At 58.5% G+C, this 25,442-nt stretch carries 24 protein-coding genes and 1 riboswitch; of the genes, 10 read left to right on the forward strand and 14 right to left on the reverse strand.

From position 1 onward, the window contains the following. Nucleotides 1-185: 185 nt before the first annotated feature. The 6 genes from Q7T36_RS11880 to Q7T36_RS11905 form a co-directional block, all read right to left on the reverse strand. Nucleotides 186-803 (reverse strand): sulfite oxidase heme-binding subunit YedZ, encoded by a 618-nt coding sequence (locus Q7T36_RS11880; protein ID WP_304848553.1) that lies wholly within the window; start codon nucleotides 801-803, stop codon nucleotides 186-188. After that, on the reverse strand, nucleotides 803-1,807 hold the full coding sequence (gene msrP / locus Q7T36_RS11885) for a protein-methionine-sulfoxide reductase catalytic subunit MsrP (protein ID WP_304848556.1): 1,005 nt from the start codon (nucleotides 1,805-1,807) through the stop codon (nucleotides 803-805). Before msrP ends, Q7T36_RS11880 begins: the two co-directional genes overlap by 1 nt. A gap of 34 nt (nucleotides 1,808-1,841) precedes the next feature. Then, a complete protein-coding gene (gene pssA, locus Q7T36_RS11890; RefSeq protein ID WP_304848559.1) occupies nucleotides 1,842-2,639 on the reverse strand; it encodes a CDP-diacylglycerol--serine O-phosphatidyltransferase in 798 nt (265 codons plus the stop codon). Between the two features lie 160 nt (nucleotides 2,640-2,799). After that, nucleotides 2,800-3,816: a ketol-acid reductoisomerase gene (ilvC, locus tag Q7T36_RS11895; protein WP_304848562.1), complete on the reverse strand. Its 1,017-nt coding sequence runs from the start codon at nucleotides 3,814-3,816 to the stop codon at nucleotides 2,800-2,802. 78 nt (nucleotides 3,817-3,894) lie between these two features. After that, nucleotides 3,895-4,386, reverse strand: coding sequence for an acetolactate synthase small subunit (gene ilvN, locus Q7T36_RS11900; protein ID WP_304848565.1), 492 nt, complete (start codon nucleotides 4,384-4,386; stop codon nucleotides 3,895-3,897). A 2-nt stretch (nucleotides 4,387-4,388) separates the two neighbouring features. Continuing rightward, nucleotides 4,389-6,116, reverse strand: a complete 1,728-nt coding sequence (locus tag Q7T36_RS11905; protein WP_304848569.1) for an acetolactate synthase 3 large subunit — start codon at nucleotides 6,114-6,116, stop codon at nucleotides 4,389-4,391. Between the two features lie 400 nt (nucleotides 6,117-6,516). Here Q7T36_RS11905 and Q7T36_RS11910 point away from each other — a divergent pair, with 400 nt between their 5' ends. Then, complete coding sequence (locus Q7T36_RS11910; RefSeq protein WP_304848573.1) at nucleotides 6,517-6,987, forward strand: DUF4124 domain-containing protein; 471 nt, start codon at nucleotides 6,517-6,519, stop codon at nucleotides 6,985-6,987. Between the two features lie 17 nt (nucleotides 6,988-7,004). Here Q7T36_RS11910 and Q7T36_RS11915 read toward each other — a convergent pair whose 3' ends face one another. From Q7T36_RS11915 to bioB, 6 genes are all read right to left on the reverse strand, one after another. Then, the gene (locus Q7T36_RS11915; RefSeq protein ID WP_304848577.1) at nucleotides 7,005-8,417 is read right to left on the reverse strand and encodes a C13 family peptidase; all 1,413 of its coding nucleotides are present in this window, start codon (nucleotides 8,415-8,417) and stop codon (nucleotides 7,005-7,007) included. 69 nt (nucleotides 8,418-8,486) lie between these two features. Continuing rightward, a complete protein-coding gene (gene bioD, locus Q7T36_RS11920; RefSeq protein ID WP_304848580.1) occupies nucleotides 8,487-9,167 on the reverse strand; it encodes a dethiobiotin synthase in 681 nt (226 codons plus the stop codon). Continuing rightward, a complete protein-coding gene (locus Q7T36_RS11925) occupies nucleotides 9,164-9,940 on the reverse strand; it encodes a methyltransferase domain-containing protein (protein WP_304848583.1) in 777 nt (258 codons plus the stop codon). Before Q7T36_RS11925 ends, bioD begins: the two co-directional genes overlap by 4 nt. Further along, nucleotides 9,937-10,659: an alpha/beta fold hydrolase gene (locus tag Q7T36_RS11930; protein WP_304848585.1), complete on the reverse strand. Its 723-nt coding sequence runs from the start codon at nucleotides 10,657-10,659 to the stop codon at nucleotides 9,937-9,939. Before Q7T36_RS11930 ends, Q7T36_RS11925 begins: the two co-directional genes overlap by 4 nt. Further along, nucleotides 10,656-11,828, reverse strand: coding sequence for an 8-amino-7-oxononanoate synthase (gene bioF, locus Q7T36_RS11935; RefSeq protein WP_304848588.1), 1,173 nt, complete (start codon nucleotides 11,826-11,828; stop codon nucleotides 10,656-10,658). Before bioF ends, Q7T36_RS11930 begins: the two co-directional genes overlap by 4 nt. Before the next feature lie 48 nt (nucleotides 11,829-11,876). Further along, nucleotides 11,877-12,902 carry a biotin synthase BioB gene (bioB, locus tag Q7T36_RS11940; RefSeq protein ID WP_304848591.1) on the reverse strand — a complete coding sequence of 342 codons (1,026 nt, stop codon included), beginning with the start codon at nucleotides 12,900-12,902 and terminating at the stop codon, nucleotides 11,877-11,879. 92 nt (nucleotides 12,903-12,994) lie between these two features. On the opposite strand from bioB, the gene Q7T36_RS11945 reads away from it, so the two are divergent. The 6 genes from Q7T36_RS11945 to Q7T36_RS11970 all read left to right on the forward strand — a co-directional run bounded on the left by Q7T36_RS11945 (nucleotide 12,995) and on the right by Q7T36_RS11970 (nucleotide 19,550). After that, nucleotides 12,995-13,678, forward strand: coding sequence for a ComF family protein (locus Q7T36_RS11945; protein ID WP_304848594.1), 684 nt, complete (start codon nucleotides 12,995-12,997; stop codon nucleotides 13,676-13,678). 115 nt (nucleotides 13,679-13,793) lie between these two features. Next, nucleotides 13,794-14,744, forward strand: a complete 951-nt coding sequence (corA, locus tag Q7T36_RS11950) for a magnesium/cobalt transporter CorA (RefSeq protein WP_304848597.1) — start codon at nucleotides 13,794-13,796, stop codon at nucleotides 14,742-14,744. A 104-nt stretch (nucleotides 14,745-14,848) separates the two neighbouring features. After that, a complete protein-coding gene (locus Q7T36_RS11955; RefSeq protein ID WP_304848600.1) occupies nucleotides 14,849-15,370 on the forward strand; it encodes a hypothetical protein in 522 nt (173 codons plus the stop codon). Between the two features lie 65 nt (nucleotides 15,371-15,435). Beyond that, nucleotides 15,436-16,479: a M14 family zinc carboxypeptidase gene (locus tag Q7T36_RS11960; protein ID WP_304848603.1), complete on the forward strand. Its 1,044-nt coding sequence runs from the start codon at nucleotides 15,436-15,438 to the stop codon at nucleotides 16,477-16,479. 64 nt (nucleotides 16,480-16,543) lie between these two features. Then, the gene (locus tag Q7T36_RS11965) at nucleotides 16,544-18,748 is read left to right on the forward strand and encodes a primosomal protein N' (RefSeq protein WP_304848606.1); all 2,205 of its coding nucleotides are present in this window, start codon (nucleotides 16,544-16,546) and stop codon (nucleotides 18,746-18,748) included. A 40-nt stretch (nucleotides 18,749-18,788) separates the two neighbouring features. Beyond that, nucleotides 18,789-18,932, forward strand: a riboswitch (yybP-ykoY riboswitch). A 42-nt stretch (nucleotides 18,933-18,974) separates the two neighbouring features. Then, nucleotides 18,975-19,550, forward strand: a complete 576-nt coding sequence (locus Q7T36_RS11970; protein ID WP_304848609.1) for a TMEM165/GDT1 family protein — start codon at nucleotides 18,975-18,977, stop codon at nucleotides 19,548-19,550. 78 nt (nucleotides 19,551-19,628) lie between these two features. Here Q7T36_RS11970 and Q7T36_RS11975 read toward each other — a convergent pair whose 3' ends face one another. Together Q7T36_RS11975 and Q7T36_RS11980 are read right to left on the reverse strand one after the other, a co-directional pair. Beyond that, the gene (locus Q7T36_RS11975; protein WP_304848611.1) at nucleotides 19,629-20,459 is read right to left on the reverse strand and encodes a pirin family protein; all 831 of its coding nucleotides are present in this window, start codon (nucleotides 20,457-20,459) and stop codon (nucleotides 19,629-19,631) included. A 75-nt stretch (nucleotides 20,460-20,534) separates the two neighbouring features. Further along, the gene (locus tag Q7T36_RS11980) at nucleotides 20,535-21,485 is read right to left on the reverse strand and encodes a LysR family transcriptional regulator (RefSeq protein ID WP_304848614.1); all 951 of its coding nucleotides are present in this window, start codon (nucleotides 21,483-21,485) and stop codon (nucleotides 20,535-20,537) included. Nucleotides 21,486-21,724: 239 nt separating this feature from the next. Here Q7T36_RS11980 and Q7T36_RS11985 point away from each other — a divergent pair, with 239 nt between their 5' ends. From Q7T36_RS11985 to Q7T36_RS11995, 3 genes are all read left to right on the forward strand, one after another. Continuing rightward, entirely contained in the window at nucleotides 21,725-22,840 is a 1,116-nt protein-coding gene (locus Q7T36_RS11985) for a putative solute-binding protein (RefSeq protein ID WP_304848617.1), read from the forward strand. 157 nt (nucleotides 22,841-22,997) lie between these two features. Then, nucleotides 22,998-24,128, forward strand: a complete 1,131-nt coding sequence (locus tag Q7T36_RS11990; protein ID WP_304848620.1) for a putative solute-binding protein — start codon at nucleotides 22,998-23,000, stop codon at nucleotides 24,126-24,128. 115 nt (nucleotides 24,129-24,243) lie between these two features. After that, nucleotides 24,244-25,308, forward strand: coding sequence for a putative solute-binding protein (locus tag Q7T36_RS11995; protein WP_304848623.1), 1,065 nt, complete (start codon nucleotides 24,244-24,246; stop codon nucleotides 25,306-25,308). Nucleotides 25,309-25,442: the final 134 nt, after the last annotated feature.

The raw sequence follows: 25,442 nt of genomic DNA on the forward strand, positions 1-25,442 counted from the left end.
TCTTTCGAACCACCGCCTCCAGACCCGAAAACAACACCCAACCTAAGGCAAGTTATTGTTTTTGCTTGGCTTATTTAGCCAGCAGCGCGTCAGCGTGGGGCGCATTATAGGGCCTGTGAGCTCACTGTCAAAGGGTTTTCCTTGGATTCTTGCCGAACGCTCAGAATTCCATCCAATACGGGAATTCATGTTGCTTTTTTGGTCCGCGTGGAGGTTACAACGCTCTTGACGACAGGCAGGCGCAGTATCAGAAGCGCTCCCAGAATCAAGGCATAAGGCCAGACTGCCCATATTCCCAGTTTTTTGAGCCAGATGAAGTGGAGCATGCCCAGAACTGCGGTCACATATACAGCTTTGTGCAAATGCAGCCATTTTTTCCCCAAGCGCTTTTGCCAGCGTTTGGTGGACGTTACCCCCAATGGAATCATCAGTAGCCAAGCTGAAAACCCTACGACAATATACGGCCTCTTGACCAACTCTTTGGAAAGTTGCGCCAAGTCACCGCCAAGCAGCAATATTGCGTATGCCGACAGGTGGAGACAGGCGTAGAACAAGGCATACAGCCCTAGCATTCTGCGGTAGGATATCCAGATGCTATGCCCGGTGATTATCCGAAGCGGGGTCATAGCCAAGCACAGTAACAGTATGCGAAACGCCCATAAGCCAGTGTTATCGACCACCGCCTTGGCTGGGTCGGGTCCCAAACGGTTCAACATGGCGTTTGCCATCATCAAGATTAGCGGCAGCAGCAGAATCAGAAAGACCGTGACTCTTTTGATTGCCGCTCTCCTTTGCGGTGACATTAGAAGTACTTCCTCAAATCCATGCCTGCATATAGGCTGCTGACTTCACGGGCGTAGCCATTGAAGGGCAGCGTCGGTTTCCAATTGGGATTGAACAAAGAGGCTGGCAGCCGGCGTTCACGGGATTGCGACCAGCGGGGATGATCGACGGCCGGATTGACATTGGCGTAGAACCCGTATTCACCGGGCGCCATCGCCGCCCAGGTTGTTCGGGGCTGGGAGGCCACGAAGCGAATTCTGACTATTGACTTGATGCTCTTGAAACCGTATTTCCAGGGAACAATCAAGCGCAATGGCGCACCGTTTTGCGGAGGCAGGCTTCGGCCATAGACGCCAACCGCCATCAATGCCAAGGGGTGCATGGCTTCATCCAGGCGCAGCCCTTCGACGTAAGGCCAGTCCAGTGAACGACTTCGCTGGTTTGGAAACTGCTTCACGTCTTCCAGTGTCGTGAATTCGACATATTTGGCTTCTTTTTTGGGATCAAAGCGGCGTAACAGATCCGCCAAAGAGAAACCCAGCCATGGCACTACCATGGACCACGCCTCGACGCATCGGAACCTGTAGATGCGATCTTCCAGGGTATGGGGCTTCAGAATGTCTTCCAGCGTGTAATTGCCAGGTTTGTTGCACAGCCCTTCAATGCTGACCCGCCAAGGGTCCGGACGAAAATCCGTTGAACGTTCGGCAGGATCTTCCTTGTCGAGGCCGAATTCGTAGAAGTTGTTGTAGGTGGTGACGCTGTCATAGGGGGTCAGGACTTCACCCGTGCCATTCAATGCGGGCTTGCGGCTTGCAATCTTCTGTCTTAGCCAGACCGGGGCATTGAACCGTTCCGACTCCTGCACATAAGGGGCACTGCCAGCCTGAACCACGGATGGCATCAGTGAACCCATGCCAAGGTAACCCAGGCTCTTCAGCAGGGAGCGGCGCTCCATGAATACGGACTCAGGGGTAACTTCATCGGGGACAACGCGAGGGTTGCGCGGAAAATGGTTGGACATGGCGTTCTCCTTTCGCCCTGCCCAACCGGCACGGTCAGGAAGCGGGGCGCAGTTTGTTCCACAGCGCGGTAACCGGCGCTGATGCGGCATACACGATTGAGACTGCCAGCAAGCCGATCGGCAGGTCGTTGGCAACAATGCCGATGACCAGCACCATCGGCAGCATGACGGCGAACGGCACCCGGCTCCGGTCCAGCTGCTTGAAACTGTAGTAGCGGAAGTTACTGACCATCAGGAACCCGGCCAGGACCGTCATGATGGCAGGCAGAATGGCGTAATCCCCATCCAGACCGGGAATATGATTGTCTACGGACGCCCACACCATGCTGGCAATTAACGCTGCCGACAACGGGCTGGCCAGCCCGATGAAGTAACGCTTGTCCACACTGCCGATCTGCACATTGAAACGAGCAAGACGGAATGCCGCCGATGTCAGGTAAACAAAAGAACAAATCCAGCCAAACTTTCCGAGATGGCTCAGGCTCCAGCTATACGCCAACAATGCCGGCGCAACACCAAACGAAACCAGATCGGACAATGAATCATATTGCTCCCCAAACGCACTTTGCGTATTGGTCATCCGTGCTACACGACCATCCATGCCGTCAAAAACAGCTGCCATGAAGATAGCGATGGCTGCCGGTTCATAAAGGCCTTTCATGGCTGCGACGATTGCGTAGAATCCGGAAAAGAGAGCAGCCGTCGTAAACAGGTTCGGCAACAGGTAAATACCCTTGTTACGAACCTTTTGTCCGGCCCCGTCATCCTCTTCCTCTTCCACCTCGAAGGTGATGCCTTCGTAATCATCCTGGTCATCAGTCGGTTTGTGCATGTGCTTAGGCACCTGTTCCCTTAAAACCCCGATGATAATCACGCAACCGGCCAGACGCCATGTCTTTGTTGATTTGATGCGCGACTTCGGGATTTGTTTCAGTGAAAAAAATGAAAAAGGGCGCAACCCGTGCGCCCTCTTCCCGAACAAGACTGACGGATCAGTTCTTGGTCTGGTCAACCAGCTTGTTTTTGTGGATCCACGGCATCATTGCACGCAGTTGACCACCGACCACTTCGATTTGATGTGCGGCGTTCAGGCGGCGACGGGCAGTCATGGCCGGGTAGTTGGTCTTGCCTTCCAGGATGAACATCTTGGCGTATTCACCGGTCTGGATGCGCTTCAGGGCATTACGCATGGCTTCACGGGATTGCTCATTGATGACTTCCGGTCCAGTCACGTATTCGCCGTATTCGGCATTGTTCGAGATGGAGTAGTTCATGTTGGCGATGCCGCCTTCGTACATCAGGTCAACAATCAGCTTCAGTTCGTGCAGGCACTCGAAGTAAGCCATTTCAGGAGCGTAACCGGCTTCCGTCAGCGTTTCGAAGCCCATCTTCACCAGCTCAACGGCGCCGCCGCACAGAACAGCCTGTTCGCCGAACAGGTCGGTTTCGGTTTCTTCGCGGAAGTTGGTTTCAATGACGCCGCCCTTGGTGCCGCCGTTGGCTGCTGCGTAGGACAGGGCGATTTGCTTGGCGTTACCGGACGTATCCTGGTAAATGGCGATCAGGGACGGCACGCCGCCACCCTTCAGGTATTCGGAACGCACGGTGTGACCGGGGCCCTTGGGGGCAACCATGATCACATCGAGGTCGGCACGGGGAATGACCTGATTGTAGTGCACATTGAAACCGTGGGCGAAAGCCAGGGTTGCCCCTTGCTTGATGTTGGGGGCAACGTTGTTGGCATAGACTTCCGGAATATTTTCATCCGGCAGCAGGATCATGACCACGTCGGCGTTCTTGACGGCGTCATTGACTTCGGAAACCTTGATGCCGGCTGCTTCAACCTTGGACCAGGATGCACCGCCCTTGCGCAGGCCGACGGTAACGTCAACGCCGGAGTCGCGCAGGTTCTGGGCATGGGCATGGCCCTGCGAACCGTAACCGATGATGGCGACTTTCTTGCCACGGATAATGGAAAGGTCGGCGTCTTTATCGTAATAAACTTGCATGAGAGTTCCTCTTGGTTGGGGGACCGGGGTTCGCCCCGAGCCGGGCCCTCCCCTGTTCCGGGAAGGGCGGGGTTAACGTTAAATGCTCAAAACCTTTTCGCCACGGGCAATGCCCGAGACGCCACTGCGCACCACTTCCAGCACCGTGGTTTCAGACAATGCCTGGATGAAGGCATCCAGCTTGTCGGAGGTGCCAGCCAGTTGCAGGGTATAGGTGGTTGGGGTGACATCGACGATCTGGCCGCGGAAGATATCTGCAGTGCGCTTGATCTCGGCCCGAACAGCGCCGGTGGCCTTGACCTTGATCAGCATCAGCTCGCGCTCAATGTGCGCACCCTCGCTGAGGTCCACAACCTTGACCACTTCCACCAGCTTGTTGAGTTGTTTGGTGACCTGTTCGATCTTGTGCTCATCACCGTTGGTGGTGAGAGTCAGACGCGACAAGGTAGGGTCGTCTGTCGGGGCGACGGTCAGGGTTTCGATGTTGTAACCGCGTTGGGCGAACAGGCCGACCAGACGTGACAGCGCGCCTGGTTCGTTTTCCATCAGCACAGAAATAATACGACGCATGATCAAGTACGCTCCGTTTTCGACAGCCACATATCACGCATGGAGTTCCCCTGGATCTGCATCGGGTACACATGCTCGAATTGGTCCACATAGACATCCATGAACACCAGACGATCCTTCATCGCCATGGCTTCACGCATCTTGCTTTCCAGTTCGGCGGGGTCGGTAATTTTCATGCCGACATGGCCGTAGGCTTCCACCAGCTTGACGAAGTCCGGCAGCGATTCCATGTAGGACTGGGAATGACGACCTTCATATTGCATGTCCTGCCACTGTTTCACCATGCCGAGGGCGCGGTTGTTCAGGTTCAGGATCTTGACCGGCAGCCCGTATTGCAGGCAGGTCGACAACTCCTGGATGTTCATCTGGATGGAGGCTTCACCGGTGACACAAACCACGGTCTGTTCAGGGAAGGCCATCAGGCAGCCCATGGCGGCCGGCAGGCCGAAACCCATGGTGCCCAGGCCGCCGGAATTGATCCACTGACGCGGGCGATCGTACTTGTAGTACAGGGCCGCAAACATCTGGTGCTGGCCAACATCGGAGGTGATGATGGCCTGGCCCTCAGTCACCTTGTACAGCATCTCGATGACTTGTTGCGGCTTCATTTCATCGCCTGGCTTGGCGGCTTCATAACGAAGGCCGTGATGCCCACGCCATTGATTGATTTGCTGCCACCATTGGGCCAACACGTCAGGGTTGGGCTTATTGACGCCCAACTGCTTCAGTTGTGACAGCATCTCGGTGAGAATCGGTTCAACCGCGCCCACGATGGGGATATGCGCCGTGATCGTCTTGGAGATGGCGGCCGGATCAATGTCGATATGGATGACCTTGGCGCCGGTGCAGAACTTCTTGGTGTTGTTGGTGACACGGTCGTCGAAACGGGCGCCGATAGCCAGGATCAGGTCGGAATGGTGCATGGCCATATTGGCTTCGTAAGTGCCATGCATGCCCAACATACCCACAAACTGCGGATCGGAACCAGGGAAGCCGCCCAAACCCATCAGGGTATTGGTCACCGGATAATTGAGCAGGTGCGCCAGTTCGGTCAGCAACGCCGAAGCATTCCCCTGAACCACACCGCCGCCAGCATAAATGACGGGGCGCTTGGCTTGCACCAATTCATCAATTGCCTTGCGGATTTGACCGGCATGGCCGCGTCCCGGCGGATTGTACGAGCGCATCTTGACCTTATCGGGGTACTCGTACGGGAATTTTTCGTTGGGGTTGGTGCAGTCCTTCGGAATGTCGATGACCACCGGGCCCGGACGGCCAGAAGCGGCAATATAGAACGCCTTCTTGACCATGCCGGGAATATCGCTGGCCTTGCGGACCTGGAAGCTGTGCTTCACGATGGGACGGGAAATGCCCATCATGTCCGTTTCCTGGAATGCGTCTTCACCGATGAGATGCGATGGCACCTGACCGGAGATGACAACCATGGGAATGGAGTCCATGTAGGCTGTCGCGATGGCCGTGACGGTATTGGTTGCCCCGGGGCCGGACGTCACCAGCACCACGCCGGTCTTGCCGGTGGAGCGGGAATAGGCATCGGCCATGTGCCCGGCCGCCTGTTCGTGACGGACCAGAATGTGCTTGACCTTGTCTTGCTGGAAGACAGCGTCATAAATATGGAGCACCGTGCCGCCGGGGTAGCCGAAGACGAATTCCACACCCTCGTCGGCGAGGGCGCGGATGAGCATTTCACCACCAGATAAAAGTTCCACGAGTATCACCCTTGCAGATGGCAGCCTGGCTGCCTGTCGAATGGATCAGAGGGGGTCCGCCTGACTCGTTGCCGGCACCGGTTGGGTGCGCTGCGACCTCGGGCCGGGTAGGCCTCCTGGTTTCTGACAAGTCGTTTCTTCCGGACTGCGTTCAGCAGGGCCGGACCGGCTTCACCGTGATTGCGCGGCGCAAGAGGGTGACTTGCGGCACAGCAACCCTTCCACTAAAAAGGGTAACATTTTTTAGACTTCAGCCCCGTCTGTCAAGTCATCGCCGCTATTTTTTGGAGCCGGGACGCGGAATACATTTTCTTACACAGCCGATGCCTTATCAATTCGCCCCAAAACAGCTATATTCAGCAACAAATAGCAGTCTTTAATATGGCGGGAGCCATTCATGATGATCAAGCAACTGATAACAATAAGCTTTTTTGCCTGCGTCGCGTTGGGGGTCCAGGCCGAGCAGGACTTCTACAAATGGGTGGATGAAAAAGGTGTCACCCATTACTCGCAGAGCCCTCCAGAAGGCATGAACAAGGACAGCCGCGTTGAAACCGTCAATGTGCGAACCCGGATTCCGGTGGACACGGAGAAAGCCTTGGCTGATCTCGAAAAAAAACGGGGTGAGTCTAATAAAGGCCGGGAAGAAGCTGCAGCCAAGGAGAATGGTAAAAAGAACGCCGATCAGCTTGACGCTAAAACCCGCGAACTGAACAAGGAAAACTGCGTGCAGTGGCAAAAGGATCTGGAGACCCTGCAAAGAGCCAACATCCGTGAGGATGACGGCAAGGGCAACATCAAGGTCATGACAGAAGAAGACAAGAAGAAACGCCTTGAACAAACCCGCAAGAACATCAAGGATTTCTGCTGATTGTCTGTGGGCGCTCCTCAGGGCGCGCCCTCTTCACCATCGTCGATAATCGAGCGATCCGGAAACAAACCCTTCTCCAGCACCGGCAACACCTTCTCCATCTGCACGCCCAGACTGACCTGGGGGTCTGAAGGCTGAAAGCCCTCTTCCTTTTCCCTCACGGCTATACTACGGCCTGCGGACTTGACCGCATCCAGCAAGGAGTTTTCCTGACGCAGGGACTCATCAAAAAATGCCCGGCCGAAATAGGTAAAATCCGCATCATCGGAACAGCCGAAAGAGGCTTTGTCAGCCGCCGCCGCAGTAATGACCAGCGAGTCCGGCGACTTCAGGGCGGGAATGAACATGCCGGAATAGCAGGAGGAAAGCACGATGACCCGCCAATGAATGCCAGCCTTGTCGAGCGCGGACCTGAGCCACTCCGGTGTCACGCTTTCAAGTTGCAGCGGTTGGTGGCTAAGCTCGAACAATCCCTCTGGCGTACCGTGTGAAGTCATGAACAGGAACAGCACATCTTCATCACGATTCATGCGCTGCCCCAGGGTTTCCAGGGCTCGGGTGATGCTGGTGCGCGTGGCAATCGGCTGCGTCAACGCCGTGTCATCGTCATTGATCAGCACCAGTGAGTGCCCTTCAGTGTCAAAACGGGTGTCAAACAGGCTTTGCACCGACTCGGTTTCACGGCGAAAGACACTTTGGTATGCCGCCCCGCCTACCCCCAGGAAATACCAGTCCACTTGGCCCGGCGTTCCCGGCTCCACGCGAGCCAGCGCCCGACTAAGCAATAACGGCTGTAGATATACCGCTGCTTCTTCGGTGATGCGAGGTGGTGCGACCTCGCCAATTTCGGTCTGGGCGAACCACAGCCGTTGGTCGGCGAATAGATAGGTCCAACCGTAGAGGAAAACCAGAACGCCACTCATGACCGCGCCTCGTAACCACCATCCCCACGCCAGTTGCCGGCCGAAGACCAGGATGACCGCTACCGTCGGCCAAGCGAAAAGCACCAGATAAATATTGGGGATGGCGTCGCCGAGCCATAGCGGCAGCAATGAGTTCTGCCCCGCCCACTGTATGGCCGACTGAAAAAGCCCGACCAGGATATCCGCGACCAACCAGAGAATGACCGGCCCCAGCACCAGACGCCAGACGCCGTAGCGCTGGGCGAGGAAAAGCCCGAAAATCACCCAGAAAAAGGGCGGCAGCAGGAAAACCGCAAAACCGACCGGGTCCGGTGATCCGGGAAAACCTTCGCTGATCAAATCAAAAACCAGGCTGGTGAGCAGGCTGCCGGTGAGAAAAAACAGGAACTGGGCCGGTGAGGGATGCAGATGGACAAACGCACGGCGCAAACCCGCCAGCATCAGCAACGCAGCTAAGAGATTATCCGCCAGGGAGCGCAGGAAAAGGCCGATTGGCCGCTGTGACATGACAGGTATATCCTTTTGATTCCGGGCGGATCATAGCAAGAGAAACCGCTCCGGCAACAGTCCCTTTCTTTAGCCAATGAGAGGAGAAATATCCAGGTGCGCCGCCATGATCTCCGGATCGGTTTCAAGCTGGTAAGGAATGAAGCCCAGGCAGGGTCCGGGCAACATGGCGCGCAGGGTGGCCAGATTGTCCTCCACCGCCTGCATCTCCGGATCGGTCTGGTTGGCCACCCAGCCGGCCAGTCGCAAACCGTCCTTGATAATGGCCTCGGCCGTCAGCACGGCATGATTCAGGCAGCCGAGCCTCATACCGACCACCAGCACCACCGGCATTTTCAGATCCTTAGGCAAGCCTGATAACAATTCGCGGTCACTGAGCGGAACCCGCCAGCCCCCTGCCCCCTCCACTAATGTCAAATCGGCACGATGCATGAGGCCGGATCGGACATGTCCGGTAAGCTGGAAGATGGTAAGCCGGCGGCCGGCGGCGCGGGCGGCCAGATGCGGCGACAAGGGTTCAGCCAGCGCCACCGGATTGACCTCCGGGTAGCTGAGCTTGATGGTGCTCACTGCTTGAAGCTGAAGGGCATCACTGTTCCGCAGCCCTTCCGGTGTTGGTTCGCAACCGGCGGCAACTGGTTTCAGGCCCAAGGTGCTTCGCCCCTGTTGCCGGGCCTTGGCAAGCAAGGCGCATGCTACCGTAGTCTTTCCGATGCCGGTGTCGGTGCCGGTGAGAAAATAGGCCTTCATGGTTTATACCCTTGGATTTGCAATACATCATAACGCAACGGCAGTCCTTCAACGGTGCGGAACGGCTCCATCGCCGCCTCCAGCGCCTGCAATTTACCCTTCCCCCACAGGCCGGAGCGACGGGGTTCGTGGGTTTCGCTGGCGCCAATGCTTTTCAGGGCGCGCAACATGTCACGGACAGTCGGGTAATACTGGTACATCGGCATGACTTCCCATTTAAGGAGCACCAGTCCTTGCCGCTGACATGCAATGCCCCAGGACTCGGCGGACAGGAAGCGGTTGATCGGGGGGGTGTCCTCAACATCAAGCCATGCCTGCCGCAACTCGCGCAGGGAGCCGTCCACCGGCATGGCCAGCCGGAACGTCCCGGCGGGGTGCAGTACACGGCTCAACTCACCCGCGAACGGCTCCGGTGAATGCAGCCATTGCAGGGCGAAATTACTCACGATGTGATGGACACTGCCTGTCGCAACCGGCAAGGAATATGCATCGGCCTGGATACGCCGGATGTTGGACTGCTGTAAAGGCGCAGACATCAGCATGGCGTGGGAGATATCCAACGCCACGACCTCCGCTGTTAACGAAGCAATCCGCTCCGTCATCCAGCCGGTGCCGCAGCCGATATCCAGCGTCCGTCCATCGAACACGGCTCCCGCCAGCAACCGCTCCGCCGAGCGGCGCTGCGCCAGGGCTTCACGATCGTAGTCGGCAGCAGCGGCTCCGAAACGCCGGGCAATGCGCATCCGGTCGGGAATATCGGCGTGTGCGTTCATGAGGTCTGGCCTGCGGCCCGGCTGCAAATCCATTGTTTGAATCGCTCCGGCTCAGAAAGAAAAGGGAGATGGGCTGAAGCCTCGAACACGGTGTTATCCGGACAGATTGCAGGGCCTGCGGCTATAGGGATCAACAAGTCCTCAGCCCCGCCCAGCCAGGCCACGGGACATGCCAACGACTCCAACATGGTGCGAACGTCCTCATGTTCAAGCCAGCCCAACTGGATATCCAGCCAGTCGGCTGCGGCGGGTAATTTCTCTCCGCACATCGCCAGCAATTGTCGGCGGTCGGCCTTGGCCGTTGCAGCGCCCAGACATTGCAGAGACAGGAACCGCTGCCAGGCCTGAGACGGGGCATGCGCAAAATCTTGCCGGAAGGACTGAAAATCCGCTTCCGGCATGGCGGTTCTGTAATCCGGCTGGCGGACAAAACAGGCATTCGCCGCCACCAGCAACAAACGGCTGACCCGGTCAGGGTATGCCTCCGCCAACCGTGCCGCCACCATACCGCCCAGCGACCACCCCAGCCAGACCGCCTTTTCAGGAATTCGGGATTCCAGCCCGCGTATGTACTCTTCCAGGGAACTGCAGCCCGGGGGCTGGCTCAACAAATCAAGGTTAATAACCCTGAACCGGGTTTGCAGGGCTGCCGCGACCGGCGTCCAGACCGTAGCGGGAACACCCCAGCCCGCCAGCAACACCAGCACAGGAAGACTCAAGTTTGTCGCTCCCGTAAATCCGCCAGCGCATCAAGCAGGGCATCAACATCGGCTTCGCTATGCCCGGCTGTCAGCGTAATGCGCAACCGCGATTGCCCAACCGGAACGGTCGGCGGACGGATGGCCGTGACCCAGAAGCCCCGTTCCTCCAATGCCCGGCTCAAAGCCAGCGCCTTCATTTCCTCCCCCAACAGCAAAGGCTGGATAGCGGTTTCGCTGGGCATCAATACCCAGCCTTGATCATTGGCGGCGGTGCGGAAGCGGCGGATCAGCGCTTGCAGGTGTTCACGTCGCCAGGATTCGGCCTGAACCAGGCGCAGACTTTGACGTGTCGCGGCGGCGAGCGCAGGCGGCATTGCAGTCGTGTAGATATAAGGCCTGGCGAAATTGGTCAGGAAATCCACCAACTCCCGGCTACCCGCGACAAAGGCCCCGAAGGTTCCGACTGCCTTGCCAAGCGTGGCCATGTAGACCGGAATATCATCAGTCGGACAGCCGAAATGAGCGGGTGTACCCTCTCCCCTCGGACCCAGCACGCCGAAGCCATGAGCGTCATCCACCATCAGCGCAGCATCGTGATCCCGGCACAGGCCGGACAGGCCCGCCAAGGGCGCCAGATCGCCGTCCATGCTGAACACCGAATCGGTGACCACCAGCTTTGCCGAAGCCGCCGATGCCGCCAGCAAAGAGCGCAGATGCCTTTCGTCGTTGTGCCGGTAACGCTGAAAACGGGCCTCACTAGCCAAACCGCCATCCAGCAGCGAAGCATGATTGAGCCGATCTTCAAAAACGGCATCGCCCCGCCCGGCAAGCGCCTGTATCGTGCCAAGATTGGCCATGTAACCCGTAGAAAACAGGATGGCAGCTTCGCGGCCGGTAAACGCCGCCAGCTCCTCTTCCAGCGCCTGATGCTCTCGGGTGTGACCGCAAACCAGATGCGCTGCGCCGCTGCCGACGCCATAATGGGAAGCGGCCGCCACCAAAGCGGCGGTCACCTGGGGATGGGCGGCCAGTCCGAGGTAGTCATTGCTGGAAAAATTACGGTAACGGCGACCGTCACGTTCCAGCCAGGTTCCCTGGGCGGAGTCGTGGGTTTTGCACTGGCGCAGCCGCTGTTGCAGCTGCCTTTCCGCCAGCTTTTCGCCCAGACGGAAGGCTTGCAATGACATGGCAGGCTCCTGCACTGCCCGCTGATGTAGCGGGCACTGCGACGACCGTCAGGCGGACATGGCGTCCCGCCACAAGGCAGAGGACTTGGGTGCGGTCACCGGCAGGCTGTCCGGCTCAGCCGTTTTTACCTGAAGCGCGTGGATGCCCAGCTTGTCGAACAACTGGCGGTCGGCGTGGGTTTCGGGATTGCTGGTGGTCAGCAACTTGTCACCGTAGAAAATGGAGTTGGCGCCGGCAAAGAAACACCAGGCCTGCAATTGCTCGTTCATCTTCTCGCGACCCGCAGACAGGCGGACAAAGGACTTCGGCATGATGATGCGGGCGACGGCCACGGTACGCACAAACTCAAACGGCTCCAGATCATCCACATCACCCAGCGGTGTACCGGCAATCTTCACCAGCATGTTGATGGGCACCGAGTCCGGGTGCTCCGGCAAGTTGGCCAGTTCCATCAGCAGGCCGATGCGGTCTTCGCGCTTTTCACCCATGCCGATGATGCCGCCGGAACAGACCTTGATGCCAGCCTCGCGCACATGCGCCAGGGTATTCAGCCGGTCCGCGTAGCTGCGGGTGGTGATGATCTTGCCGTAGTATTCCGGCGAGGTGTCGAGGTTGTGGTTGTAATAGTCCAGACCGGCCTCACCCAGCGCCTTGGCCTGTTCGGGGGCCAGCATGCCCAGCGTCATGCAGGTTTCCATGCCCAGCGCCTTGACCTGCTTGACCATTTCCAGCACGTAGGGCATGTCCTTGTCGCGCGGACTGCGCCAGGCTGCGCCCATGCAGAAGCGGCTGGCGCCGGTTTCGCGGGCGGCCTTGGCCTCAGTCACCACTTTCTCGATTTCCAGCAGTTTTTCCTTGTCGAGACCGGTGTCATAATGGCCTGACTGCGAACAGTACTTACAGTCTTCCGGGCAGGCGCCGGTCTTGATCGACAACAGGGTGCTGACCTGCACTGCGTTGGGGTCGAAATGCTCCCTGTGTACAGTCTGCGCCCGGAACAGCAGGTCGTTGAACGGCAGGTCGAACAAGGCGCGCAGTTCGGCGCGGTTCCAGTCGTGGCGCGAGTGAGTCATGATTACCCCGGCGGATTAATAAACCAAGCAGTTGCTTGGTATAGTGACGGCAGGGCTGTCGGCCGTCAAGTTTCAAGGATGAAAAAATTTACATGTGGTCATTCATAAGTCAACTGTTTCAGCCGGAATCCCCCTGTTTCCTGTGTCAAAACCTGACCGGCGACGTCATCGGGCTGTGCAGGGCCTGTCAGCAGGACCTGCCGCTGACCGGCCGGGCCTGCCTCAGTTGCGGCATGCCGGTCTGCGGAACTGCCTGCGCCTGCAACCCGGCTGAATGGCCATTCAGCGCCGTGCTCAGCGCCAGTTATTACCAATTCCCGGCCGACCACCTGATTCACCAGTTCAAGGAAACACCAAGGCCGGAACTAGCCCGACCACTGGCCAGGCTGATGCTGCAACGGATCCGGCGGCATGCCGGACCCCGCCCTTCCTTGCTGGTCCCGGTTCCCGCCGCCGCGAATCGCCTGCGGGAGCGGGGGTTTGACCAGTCGCTGGAACTGGCCCGCCATTTAGGAACCCTGCTGCGCATTCCGGTGCGTCATGATGTTTTCCAGCGCACCGAAGGGCTGCCCGCCCAGAAAGGCCTGAACGCCGGGCAGCGCGAAGCCAATATCCGGCAGGCGTTCAAAGCCCTGAACCTGTGGGCATTGCCCAAACATGTCGCCTTGGTCGATGATGTGCTTACAACCGGCGCCACCGCCCGTCACCTTGCTGGTCTTTTGCATGGGGCCGGGGTCACCCGGGTGGAAATCTGGACCGTCGCCAGAACGCTGTGACGCGGCCCGAAATTACCTTATAAAACACAAGCCTCTGTCCTTAGGCTTGTCTTTTGCGGTTAGAATAGATTGTCCGTTTTATTGCCACTCGGCCCTGCCGCGAGAGTATGTCCTTATGCTGATGGCCTTTTCCCTGAACAAAGGTGCGCTGGAGCAGATTGCGATCAATGCCGCCGCCGATCTGGGACCTGAGGTCATGTGGGTTGATTTGATCAACCCCACCGATGAAGAACGCGACTGGATACGCATCGCCTATGCCCAAGAGCTGCCGACCATCGACGACCTCTATGAAATCGAGGCCAGCTCGCGGTTCTACGAAAATGACTACGGCCTGCACATCAGCTCCTATTTCCTCAATTACGCTGACAACAACCCGGAAAACATTTCCGCCGCCTTTGTTTTCAACGGTGACCGCCTGTTCACCCTGCGTGAAGAGGAACTGGCCGCTTTCCGCCTGTTCCGCATGCGCGGGCGCAAGGGGCTGGTCAACATCAACAACTCCAAATCCATTTTGCTGGGGCTGTTTGAAACCAAGGTGGAAAACCTGGCCGATATTCTGGAGCGGGTGCACGCCGATCTGGAGGAAACCAGCCGCCAGGTGCTGGGCAACGCTGAAAACGACGACATGGAATCGCTGCTGACCAACATTGCCTCGCAGGAAGACATCAACGGCAAGGTGCGCATCTCCATGATTGACCTGCAACGCATGCTGTACCTGTTGCTGCGCGCCGGGGTGCTGAACGCCGAACAGAGCGAACGCCTGCGCGACATCATCCGTGACTCCGAGTCGCTGATTGCGCACAGCACTTTCCTCTTCGACAAGATCAAGTTCCTGCTCGACACCACGCTGGGCTTCATTAACGTCAACCAGAACAAGATCATCAAGATCTTCTCGGTGGCCTCGGTGATGTTCCTGCCACCGACGATGATCGCCAGCGTCTATGGCATGAACTTCGAGATGATGCCGGAACTGAAGTGGCATTTCGGCTACCCCTTCGGCCTGTCGCTGATGGTGCTGTCCGCCGCGCTGCCCTTCCTCTATTTCCGGCGTCGCGGCTGGCTGTAAGCGCTGAATGGCGGTTAGTTGGCACATTTTTACAATCAAAGTAGCCCTGCCGCCTCAAAAGCGGCATAATCGGGGCGAATTTTGCCTGCACGGAATGGGTTGTCATGCTGTCCAAACTACAAAAACTGTTGATCATTGCCTTGGGCGGATTTGCCTTGGAGTCTGCTGCGGCCGAGCGCCCCATCCAGTTTCCCGCCTACGAATCCGCCATTACCGTGTCCGGAACGCTCAGCCAGAGCCTCCACAGCACGCACAGCCCCGGCTATGCCATCGGCGGGGAAAGTATTTACTCCCGCGACACTTTCAACACCGGCGGCAGCCTGAAATATTTCCCGGAAGGCACTGACAGTCCGATCTTCAGCATTTTCGTCGGCACCGGCTACAAGCGCTTTCTGCAAGCCCAAGTTGGCTATGGCACCGAAGACGGCATCTACCGCCTGCGCAGCGAAATGGACCTGCCCTGGCTGTGGGTCATGGCCAAAAATGCAAGCCGTCTCGACTTCAAGCTGCCCGGCAAGCTGGACGCCTACCCGAACAACCGCTTCGTGGTGTCGTTCACCATTGAGAAGTACGATTCCGCCCGATATCTGGATAATGTTTCCTTCGGTCTCGGCCTGCGTTACTGATCTGTCATAACGAACCTCTACACTGACTGCCAACCGCCCGGTTGGCCAGTCGAGGTTCTGTTGCCATGCGTCACCCTTTCCCCCCGCCCCACGCCGTTACCGAACTCAACGCCCTGGAACACCTGCTGGAACAAGGTCGCGGACTGCTGCGCGCCGACTGCCCCTTGCACATTCCACTGAATGGCCACTCGCTGCCGGTGTGGTGCATTGAACTGGGCAGCACCGCGCCGGATGCTCCGGTAGCCGGTTTTTTTGGCGGCATTCACGGCATGGAGCGCATTGGCAGCCAGATTCTGCTGGCGTGGCTGGAAAGCCTGGTGGCGCGGGCCAGCTGGGATGTCTCGCTACAGGATTTATTGCAGAAAGTGCGTATTGTCTGCCTGCCGATGGTGAATATCGGCGGACTGATGCTGAACACCCGCGCCAACCCCAATGGCGTGGACCTGATGCGCAATGCGCCTGTGGACGCGCACGGATTTACCGCCTGGCCGCTGGGCGGGCAACGTCTTTCCCCCCGGTTGCCGTGGTATCGCGGCCATACTGAAACGCTGGAGCCTGAATCAGCGCTGCTGGTGGATATCGTACGTCGCCGCCTGCTGAACCAGCCGTTCTCGTTGGCCATGGACTGTCATTCCGGATTCGGCCTGCGTGACCGCATCTGGTTTCCTTGGGCCTGCAGCCGTGAAGCACCGCCGCATCTGGCCGAGGCCGTAGCGTTGCGGGAAATCTTCAACAACACCTATCCCAACCATGACTTCTACCTGATGGAGCCGCAGTCGCTGAACTACACCACTCATGGCGACCTGTGGGATTACCTGTATCTGGAGCATTTGCAACAAAGCCAGGGCCGCTATTTCCTGCCGTTCACGCTGGAAATGGGATCGTGGTTATGGGTGAAGAAAAACCCCCGGCAATTGTTTGACTGGTTTGGCCACTTCAACCCGATCTTGCCGCATCGCCTGAAACGGGTCTTGCGACGGCACCTGACGCTGTTTGATTTCATGCTGCGCGCCGCCGCTTCATGGGAACAATGGCTGCCGCGACAGGAGGAAGTACGCCGGGTATACCGGCAAGCCGGGATGGAGCGCTGGTTTGCGGGGAAAGCCTGAAGGGCTCGGCTTTATAGCGGATTCAGGCATAATAGCCTGATAACGACAATAGCCCGGTTGCCGCATGCCCCGCCTTTACCTGCAAGTCGCCCTGCCCGTCCCGTTAAGGAAGACCTTTGACTACCGCATGCCTGCCGGTTTTCCGCATCGGCCGCCGGTGGGGGCACGCGTCAAGGTGCCTTTCGGCTCCCGCGAATTGCTGGGCATTGTCACTCATCTCAGTGACCACACCGACTCCCCCGAAGACAAGCTGAAAACCGCCCGCGTGCTGCTGGACCCGGTGCCGGTCTTCCCCCCGGAACTGATGGAGCTTCTTCAGCGGGCGGCGCACTACTACCACTATCCGGTGGGTGAAGTCTTCGACGCCGCCTTGCCTGCCCTGCTGCGCCAGGGTGATGACCTGTTTGAAAACATGGTGCACTGGCGGCTGACCAAAGCCGGGTTGTCGCTGGACCGCGTCGCGCTGCGCAACGCCCCCAAACAGCTGACGGCATGGGAAGGCCTGCAACTGCACGGCGAACACGGCATGAGCGAGGACTTCCTGACCCACATGGGCATCAGCCGGGACAGCCTGAATGCCCTAGCCCGCAAGGGATATGCGGAAACCTTCGGCGAAAACCAACAGCATTTCAGCCACCCCCGCTTCCAGTTGGCGGAAGCACCGCTGGTGCCGAACGCCGAACAGAAGCACGCCATTGACGCCATCCGCCAGCAACTGGGCCGGTTTCAACCTTTCCTGCTGGAGGGCGTAACCGGCAGCGGCAAGACCGAGGTCTACCTGCAGGCCGTGGAAGCCTGCCTGCATCGCCACCGGCAAGTCTTGATCCTGGTGCCGGAAATCGGGCTGACACCGCAAATAGTCTCCCGCTTCCGCGCCCGCTTCGCCACGGATATTGCGCTGCTGCATTCCGGCCTAACCGAACGCGAACGCCTGAAAGCCTGGCGACGCGCCTTCCTGGGCCATGCCGGCATCGTCATCGGCACCCGTTCTACGCTGTTTACGCCCATGCCGCATCTGGGGCTGATCATTGTCGATGAAGAACACGACCTGTCCTTCAAGCAACAGGAAGGCTTCCGCTATCACGCCCGTGATCTTGCGGTGATGCGCGGCCAGTTGCAGGACTGCCCGGTGGTGCTGGGCTCCGCCACGCCCAGCCTGGAATCGCTGGGCAATGCCCGGCAAGGGCGTTATACCCATCTACCACTGAAGGAACGCGCCGCCAGCGCCCAGCCGCCGGAGATCAAGCTGATTGACCTGCGTGGCCAGAAACTGCGCAACGGCATTACCGACGCCATGCATCGCGCCATCAACCTGCGCTTGCAGCATGACGAACAGGTGCTGGTGTTCATCAACCGTCGCGGCTTTGCGCCGGTGCTGTTGTGCCACGCCTGCGGCTGGCAGGCCAAGTGCCCGCGTTGCGACGCCCGCACCACGCTGCATCGTGATCCGGTGAGGCTGCATTGCCATCATTGCGGGTTCAGTGAGAGACCGCCGATGCAGTGTCCTTCCTGCCAGAGCCTGGAGTTGAAAGCGGTGGGCGCCGGTACGGTGCGAGTGGAAGAAGGCTTGAAAGAGCTGTTTCCCAAGGCGGAAGTGCACCGCATTGACCGCGACAGCACCCGCCGCAAGGACAGTTGGCAAAACCTCTACGACCATGTGGAAAAAGGCACGGCGGCCATTCTGGTGGGCACGCAGATGCTGGCCAAGGGCCACCACTTTCCGAACGTGACGCTGGTGGCCTTGCTGGAAGCCGACAGCGGCCTGATGGGCGCCGACTTCCGAGCCGGGGAACGGGTGGCGCAACTGATTACGCAGGTGGCCGGACGCGCCGGACGTGCGCACAAGGCCGGACTGGTTTTGCTGCAAACCCACCAGCCGGAGCATCCGTTACTGATGCAGTTGCTGCAAGGCGGCTACAGCGCCTTTGCCGACACCGCCTTGCAGGAACGCAAGCTGCTTGGCCTGCCGCCCTTTGGTTATCTGGCCTTGCTGCGCGCCGAAGCCAGTGCGCCGGAACTGGCGCTGCAGTTTTTGCAGGAAGCCGTGACCGGCGGGCAGGGTTTGGGCAACGAACCGGAATTCTGGGGGCCTATTCCCGCACCCATGGAAAAGAAGGCCGGGGTGTATCGCGCACATTTGCTGCTGAAGAGCGACCATCGCCCGCGCCTGCATCACTTCCTGGACCCCTGGCTGCCGCTGGTGGCGAAGCTGCCTTCTGCAAAACGGGTTAAATGGACGCTGGATGTGGACCCGCAGGAAACTGCCTGAACCTTGGCGCTTCCGGAATTGACGGACGTACTGCTACAATAACCCCGTCATTGGGGAGTAGTCGCTGTCCGCGCCCTGCGGACAGGTACGTGTCAACATACTTGTTCCACCGAACATGGTACGTACAGCTTCGGCCTGACCAGACCTTTGACCTGCCCGCTTCGCCTCTGGGTCGGCCGAAGCCTGTCAGGTCATGGGATTTTGTTGCCGACCCGGAGACCGCCGCATGAATGCCTTTTTGATCGCCACCGCTCTGGTTGCCCTTGCCGAAATGGGTGACAAAACCCAACTGCTCGCCTTCCTGCTCGCTGCCCGCTTCCGGAAGCCGGTTCCCATTGTCGCCGGCATCTTCGTCGCCACCCTCATCAATCACGCCGGAGCCGGGGCTGTGGGCATGTGGGTGACTCAGATGGTGGGCGCTGACGTGATGCGCTGGATTCTGGGAATATCCTTCATCGCCATGGCGGCGTGGATTCTGGTGCCGGACAAGATAGATGAGGAAGAAACGCCGAAGGAGCATCGTTTCGGGGTGTTCGGCGCCACGGCCGTGGCTTTTTTCCTGGCGGAGATGGGCGACAAGACCCAGATTGCGACGGTAGCCCTGAGTGCGCGTTATGCGGCTGATTTCGTGTGGGTGATTGCCGGGACAACGCTGGGGATGATGTTGGCGAATGTGCCGGCGGTGTATCTGGGCAATCACTTTGCGGCGAAATTACCGTTGAAACTGATCCACGGCATTTGCGCGGCGATTTTTGCAGCGATCGGGGTGTTTGTGCTAATGGGGAAAACGGGGGTTATTTAAGCCCACAGGAAACTGACGCCTGGCCCGGCGTCAAACGTGCTTTCATAGCCGCTTGACGCCAAACCCCGTTTCTTAGTCCTAGAACCGCCCCTCCCGATAATCCGCAAACGCCTGGTGAATCTCCGCCTGCGTATTCATCACAAACGGACCATACCTCGCCACCGGTTCATGCAACGGTCTGGCCGCCACCAGAATAAAGGCGGACGCCTCCTCCCCGGCCACCGCATCCACCCGATCTCCCTCTTCCAGCACCGCCAGCTCACCCCGCTGCAGTATCCGTCCGCCAATTTCCACCGCCCCCTGATAGACATAGGCAAAAGCATGGTGACCGGCGGAAACCGCCGTGCTGAATTCCGCACCGCCCTGCAAGCGGACATCCAGATACAAGGGCTCGGTGACAATGCCCTGCACCGGTCCCGTAACCCCGCCCAGCGAACCGGCCAGCACCCGCACCGTACCCCCGGTGATGGCGACTTCCGGCACCGCCGACGGCGGAATGTCCTGATAACGAGGAGCCATCATCTTGTTTCGTGCGGGCAGGTTCACCCATAACTGGAACCCCCACATCAGCCCGTTTTCCTGTTCCGGCATTTCCGAATGGACAATGCCCCGCCCCGCCGTCATCCATTGCACACTGCCCGCTTCCAGCAAGCCGCTGTTGCCCTGGTTGTCGTGGTGGCGCATCTTGCCCGCCAGCATGTAGGTCACCGTTTCAAAGCCGCGATGCGGGTGATCGGGGAAACCGGCAATGTAATCCCCGGCCTGATCCGAGCGGAATTCATCCAGCATCAGGAAGGGGTCCAGCGCCGGCAGTTGCGAAGTGCCGATGACGCGCAGCAATTTCACCCCGGCCCCGTCACTGGTGGCCTGACCGCGAATGACACGGGTAACACGACGAGACTGGTTCATGATGATCTCCATCCGGTTCGTTGATGCCGCCACTGTAACGATGGAGCAAACGCAGCGGAAGTCAGGCGCAGGCGCTCATGGTGTTTCCTCCGGGTGAACACCGCAGGGCAATCCCCGCTCCCAGGGCGGAGTCTCACTCAGGGCAGTGACCAGATAGTCAATGACACCGCGCACCGCCCGGCTGACATAACGTGTTTGCGGATAAACAGCAAAGATATGGTCAGGCACCGGATTGGCAAACCCGGCAATACACACCAGTTCGCCCTTGCACAGCGCATCCGCGACGATGAACAGCGGCAGCATGGCCACGCCCAGCCCCGCGCGGGCGGCCGAGGCGGCAGACTCGCCATTATTGACCATGATGCGGCCGCGCATGGACAACGCCCGCACCTCGCCGCCGGGAATTTCCGGTTCGAACTGCCACAACTGGCTGGCGCTGACGTTGGCATAACCGATGGCCGGGTGCTGCAGCAAGGCCTCAAAACTTTGAGGGTCGCCGTGCTGCTGACGGTAAGCCGGGCTGCAACACACCACGCGGCGGCTCAGCGCCAGCCGCCGCGCCTTCAGCTCCAGCGCCGGACTGCGCGTCACCCGGATGCCCAGGTCATAACCGTCTCGCACCAGATCGACGGTGCGGTCTTCCAGATCCAGCGAGAACTGCAGGCGTGGATGATGGGCCAGAAAAGGAAACAACAACTCACCCAGATAGCGGGAACCGAAGCTGAGCGGCGCGGCCACCCGCAACTGGCCCACCAGCTCATGGCCCTGCTCGGCCACTTCATCGGCCGCCAGATTCAGGTCTTCAATAATTCGCAAGGCGCGCTGGCTGAAGGCCTGCCCGCGATCAGTCAAGGTCACCCCGCGCGTGGAACGGTGCAGCAAGGCGATGCCGAGCATGCCTTCCAGCCGCACAATGCGCTTGCTGATCACGGACTTACTGACACACAAACGGTCCGCCGCCTGGGTGATGCTGCCCGTATCGGCCACTTGCAAAAACGTTTCAATGTCTTCCAGACGATACTGCATGCCATGCTCCGCCGGACAGGCCGGCCTCTGTTCAATGTCAAATCCGCAATTCATGACAGCCTAAGTATTGTCAATGGCCGCATCCGCCGCCACCGGACAAACGGCTTGTTTTCCCGACGGGCATACCCTACCATCGCAGATCATTGTGGTTTAGATTATTTACTCTAATAACGGTAAGCCACCATAACAATAACCCGGACGGCCGGCATGGCCGCTGCGGCAGTTCAGGGAGTCATTGCATGGGATCATTTTTCAAACGCCTCAGCACCCGCCTGCTCGCGTGTTGCCTGCTGGCGCTGTCTACGCCGGTGTTTGCCGCCTCTGATATCCTGGCGGCTGCAGAGGACCTCAAGCCTAACGAAAATGGCCTTCCCCCTCCACTGGAAAAGCCTTTGTATATTTCAGTCTGCTTTTTTGACTTTCAGGGCAAAAACGGCGACATCTACAGCCAGGCCAAGGATCTGGTGCTGATTGCCCGCCGCTGGAACGTCATTGTCGAACTCAAAGTGTTTACCGACGAGCGTATCACCGCCGAAAATTTCAAGGCGGGACAATGTGACGCCGCCGGAATTTCCACGTTACGCGCCCGCCAGTTCAACTCCTTCATGGGCAGTGTCGACTCCGTGGGCGGCGTACCGGATTACGCCGGTATGCGCCTGCTGATCCATACGCTGCTGGATCCGAAAATTGCACCCATGACCATTACCGGCAAGTACCAGATCCTCGGCATCATGCCGATTGGCGGTGCTTATGTTCACGTCAATAACCGGCACATCGACTCGATTGAAAAGGCAGCAGGCAAGAAAATTGCCGTTCTGGACTGGGACAAGACCCAGACTGAAATCGTCAAGCGCATCGGTGCTCAACCCATCTCCGCTGACTTATCCAATATTGGCGGCAAATTCAACAACGGCCAGGTGGATATTGTTGTGATGCCTGCGCTGGCCTACCGCCCCCTCGAACTGTACAGGGGCCTGGGCGAGTATGGAGGCATTTACAAATTCCCGCTGGCGCAAATGTCCGCCAGCCTGGTGATTGACCGCGAACGCATCAAGAAGAAACTGCCGGATCTGGACGAAAAACTGAATATTTTCCGGGGCATTGCCAGCCAGTTCATGGACCAGATGCTGGACCAGATATTCCGCATTCTCGATCGCACCGAAAAAGACATTCCGGACAAATACTGGCTGCCGCTGGAGAAAGGAAACGAGGACGGCTTCAAACGCATGATGCGTGAGGCCCGCATCCAGATGACCAAGGAAGGCTACTATGATCCGCGCATGATGAAATTATTGAAGAAAGTCCGCTGCAAGCAGAACCCGACCGACGCCGAGTGTTCACAACCGGAAGAATAAAGGCAGTTTCCTACCTTTGCGGGACGCCGCCCGGCGTCCCGCAGTCACCCTAACGACGCCAAAACCTGTCAGAATGGCCAATTCCGATCGCCACGGCCCGGTCTATCTTGAACCGTACGCCGAAAATAATAATTTGCCTGTCCGCCGAGGATTCCCCATGTTCAAGCGCCTTGCCGCCCGTCTGCCTGCCCTGTTTCGACCCTTGCTGCTGCTGCCGGTGCTGGCCATGCCGTTGGCCCCGGCCGCCCAAGCCACAGAAATCATGGCCATTGCCAAGGACTTGAAGCCAGGCGAGAACGGTCTGCCGGCGCCGCTGGACAAGCCGCTGCACCTTTCCGTGTGCCTGTTTGACATCCTGGGCAAGAACGGCGAGTTGTATAACCGCGCCAAGGATCTGGTGCTGATTGCAAGGCGCTGGAACGTCTACACCGAAATCAAGGTCTTTACCGACGAACGCATTGCCGCCGAAAACTTCAAGGCGGGCCAGTGTGATGCGGCGGGAATTTCCACACTGCGCGCCCGCCAATTCAACAGCTTCATCGGCAGCATTGACGCCGTGGGCGCGGTGCCTTCCTACGAGCATATGCGCATCCTGCTGAAAACCCTGCTCGATCCGAAACTGATCCCCTTATCCATTACCGAGCCGTACCAGATTGTGGGCGTGCTGCCGGTGGGGGCGCTGTATGTGATGGTGCGTGACCGCGAGATCAACTCCATTGAGAAGGCGGCGGGCAAGAAGATCGCCGTGCTGGACTGGGACAAGTCTCAGGCGGAAATGGTGCAGAAACTTGGCGCGCAACCGGTGGCGTCGGACATCACCAACTTTGCGGGCAAGTTCAATAATGGCCAGGTGGACATCATTGCCGCCCCAGCCATCGCCTTCCGCCCCATGGAGCTTTACAAGGGGCTGGGAACCACAGGGGCCATCTACAAATTTCCGCTGGCGCAGATTACCGGCAGCCTGGTCATCAACCGCGAACGCCTGCGCGCCAAGCTGCCGGACCTGGACCAGAAAATGCTGAGCCTGCGCGCCGTGGCGTTGCAATTCATGGATGATTTCCTCGACGAACTCTTTACCTATGTCGACAAGCTGGAAAAGGATATTCCCGCCAAATACTGGATGGAACTGACGCCTGACGATGAAAAGCGCTACAAGGAAATGATGCGGGAAGCCCGTATCCAGATGACCAAGGCCGGTTACTACGACCCGCGGATGATGAAGGTCTTGAAGAAGGTGCGCTGCAAACTGGAGCCGTCCAAGGCCGAATGCAGCATGAACGATGAATGATTACCGACTGTCCTGACACCTTAAAACCGGCAAGCTGGCCAATGTCAAAACCGGCAGCCGGTATTAAACTTGTCACCACGTTGTCCCGAAACATAACCGGCGGATTATCCCTAAAATGCGAATGACCTCCCTTAAAAAAATAGCCTTGCTGTCCTCCCTGCTGCTGCCGCTGCAGAGCCTGGCCGCCGAACCGGTCGGACTGCCTGCCATGAAGCCGCTGGCGAAGCCGATCACCATCAAGTTCTGTATTTTCGACATCATGGGCACCAGCGGCGACGCCTTCAGCTATGCCAAGGACCTGGCGCTAGAAGCCAAGAAATGGAATATCAATGCTGAAATGCGGGCCTACACCGATGAACGCGTGGCCGCCGAAGACTTCAAGGCCGGCCAGTGTGACGGCGTGGCCATCTCCACCATGCGCGCCAAGCAATTCAATTTCTTCATCGGTAGCATCGACTCACCCGGCTCCCTGCCCACCTGGCGCCATGTCCGCGAACTGATTTCCCTTCTGGCCAACCCAAAAATGGCGCCGCTGACCATCAGCGGCCCCTATCAGGTGGCAGCCGTGATCCCGCTGGGCGGAGCCTATGTGATGGTCAACGACCGCCAGATCGACTCCATCGAAAAGGCTGCCGGCAAGAAGGTGGCCGTGCTGGACTTCGACAAGGCGCAGGCCAAGATTGTGCAAGGTCTGGGTGCGCAACCTGTGGCCTCTGACATTACCAATTTTGCGGGCAAGTTCAACAACGGCCAAGTGGACATTATTGCCGCGCCCGCCGTTGCCTTCAAACCGCTGGAGCTTTACAAAGGCCTGGGCACCAAGGGCGCAATTTTCCGTTTCCCGCTGGTGCAGATTACGGCGACCGTACTGATCCGCCGCGACAAATTCATCAAGGATGTGCCCGATTTTGATGACCGCGTGCAGAAGATGCGCGAATTCGCCTTCACCAAGCTGGATGTGGTGGAGCGCATGGTCAATGCCAGCGAGGCCGACATTCCCAAGAAGTACTGGATGGACCTGACCAAGGCTGATCAGGACAAGTACACCCGCCTGATGCGCGAAGTGCGTATCAACATGACCAAGGAAGGCATGTACGACAAGAAAATGATGAGCCTGATGAAGAAGGTCCGCTGCAAGATAGAGCCCACGAATGAGGAGTGCTCACAGAACCTGGAATAAGCACCGTACACCCCCGCCAGGGATGGCAACCCAAAACCATAACGAAGCATCTCCGATTGAAGCAGCCGCAAGGCTGCTTTTTTTATGGCGCGGCCAGCGACAGGCACGACTTGCAGCTGATGGAAATGCTAAGT

The sequence above is a fragment of the Fluviicoccus sp. genome, assembly GCF_030646115.1.
Taxonomy (GTDB): domain Bacteria; phylum Pseudomonadota; class Gammaproteobacteria; order Pseudomonadales; family Moraxellaceae; genus Fluviicoccus.

Excerpts from the sequence above, each read along its gene's own strand:
- Q7T36_RS11880 (WP_304848553.1), bottom strand. The coding sequence starts at position 803 with ATGTCACCGCAAAGGAGAGCGGCAATCAAAAGAGTCACGGTCTTTCTG.
- msrP (WP_304848556.1), bottom strand. The coding sequence starts at position 1,807 with ATGTCCAACCATTTTCCGCGCAACCCTCGCGTTGTCCCCGATGAAGTT.
- pssA (WP_304848559.1), bottom strand. The coding sequence starts at position 2,639 with ATGCACAAACCGACTGATGACCAGGATGATTACGAAGGCATCACCTTC.
- ilvC (WP_304848562.1), bottom strand. The coding sequence starts at position 3,816 with ATGCAAGTTTATTACGATAAAGACGCCGACCTTTCCATTATCCGTGGC.
- ilvN (WP_304848565.1), bottom strand. The coding sequence starts at position 4,386 with ATGCGTCGTATTATTTCTGTGCTGATGGAAAACGAACCAGGCGCGCTG.
- Q7T36_RS11910 (WP_304848573.1), top strand. The coding sequence starts at position 6,517 with ATGATCAAGCAACTGATAACAATAAGCTTTTTTGCCTGCGTCGCGTTG.
- Q7T36_RS11915 (WP_304848577.1), bottom strand. The coding sequence starts at position 8,417 with ATGTCACAGCGGCCAATCGGCCTTTTCCTGCGCTCCCTGGCGGATAAT.
- bioD (WP_304848580.1), bottom strand. The coding sequence starts at position 9,167 with ATGAAGGCCTATTTTCTCACCGGCACCGACACCGGCATCGGAAAGACT.
- Q7T36_RS11925 (WP_304848583.1), bottom strand. The coding sequence starts at position 9,940 with ATGAACGCACACGCCGATATTCCCGACCGGATGCGCATTGCCCGGCGT.
- bioF (WP_304848588.1), bottom strand. The coding sequence starts at position 11,828 with ATGTCATTGCAAGCCTTCCGTCTGGGCGAAAAGCTGGCGGAAAGGCAG.
- bioB (WP_304848591.1), bottom strand. The coding sequence starts at position 12,902 with ATGACTCACTCGCGCCACGACTGGAACCGCGCCGAACTGCGCGCCTTG.
- Q7T36_RS11945 (WP_304848594.1), top strand. The coding sequence starts at position 12,995 with ATGTGGTCATTCATAAGTCAACTGTTTCAGCCGGAATCCCCCTGTTTC.
- corA (WP_304848597.1), top strand. The coding sequence starts at position 13,794 with ATGCTGATGGCCTTTTCCCTGAACAAAGGTGCGCTGGAGCAGATTGCG.
- Q7T36_RS11955 (WP_304848600.1), top strand. The coding sequence starts at position 14,849 with ATGCTGTCCAAACTACAAAAACTGTTGATCATTGCCTTGGGCGGATTT.
- Q7T36_RS11960 (WP_304848603.1), top strand. The coding sequence starts at position 15,436 with ATGCGTCACCCTTTCCCCCCGCCCCACGCCGTTACCGAACTCAACGCC.
- Q7T36_RS11965 (WP_304848606.1), top strand. The coding sequence starts at position 16,544 with ATGCCCCGCCTTTACCTGCAAGTCGCCCTGCCCGTCCCGTTAAGGAAG.
- Q7T36_RS11970 (WP_304848609.1), top strand. The coding sequence starts at position 18,975 with ATGAATGCCTTTTTGATCGCCACCGCTCTGGTTGCCCTTGCCGAAATG.
- Q7T36_RS11975 (WP_304848611.1), bottom strand. The coding sequence starts at position 20,459 with ATGAACCAGTCTCGTCGTGTTACCCGTGTCATTCGCGGTCAGGCCACC.
- Q7T36_RS11980 (WP_304848614.1), bottom strand. The coding sequence starts at position 21,485 with ATGCAGTATCGTCTGGAAGACATTGAAACGTTTTTGCAAGTGGCCGAT.
- Q7T36_RS11985 (WP_304848617.1), top strand. The coding sequence starts at position 21,725 with ATGGGATCATTTTTCAAACGCCTCAGCACCCGCCTGCTCGCGTGTTGC.
- Q7T36_RS11990 (WP_304848620.1), top strand. The coding sequence starts at position 22,998 with ATGTTCAAGCGCCTTGCCGCCCGTCTGCCTGCCCTGTTTCGACCCTTG.
- Q7T36_RS11995 (WP_304848623.1), top strand. The coding sequence starts at position 24,244 with ATGCGAATGACCTCCCTTAAAAAAATAGCCTTGCTGTCCTCCCTGCTG.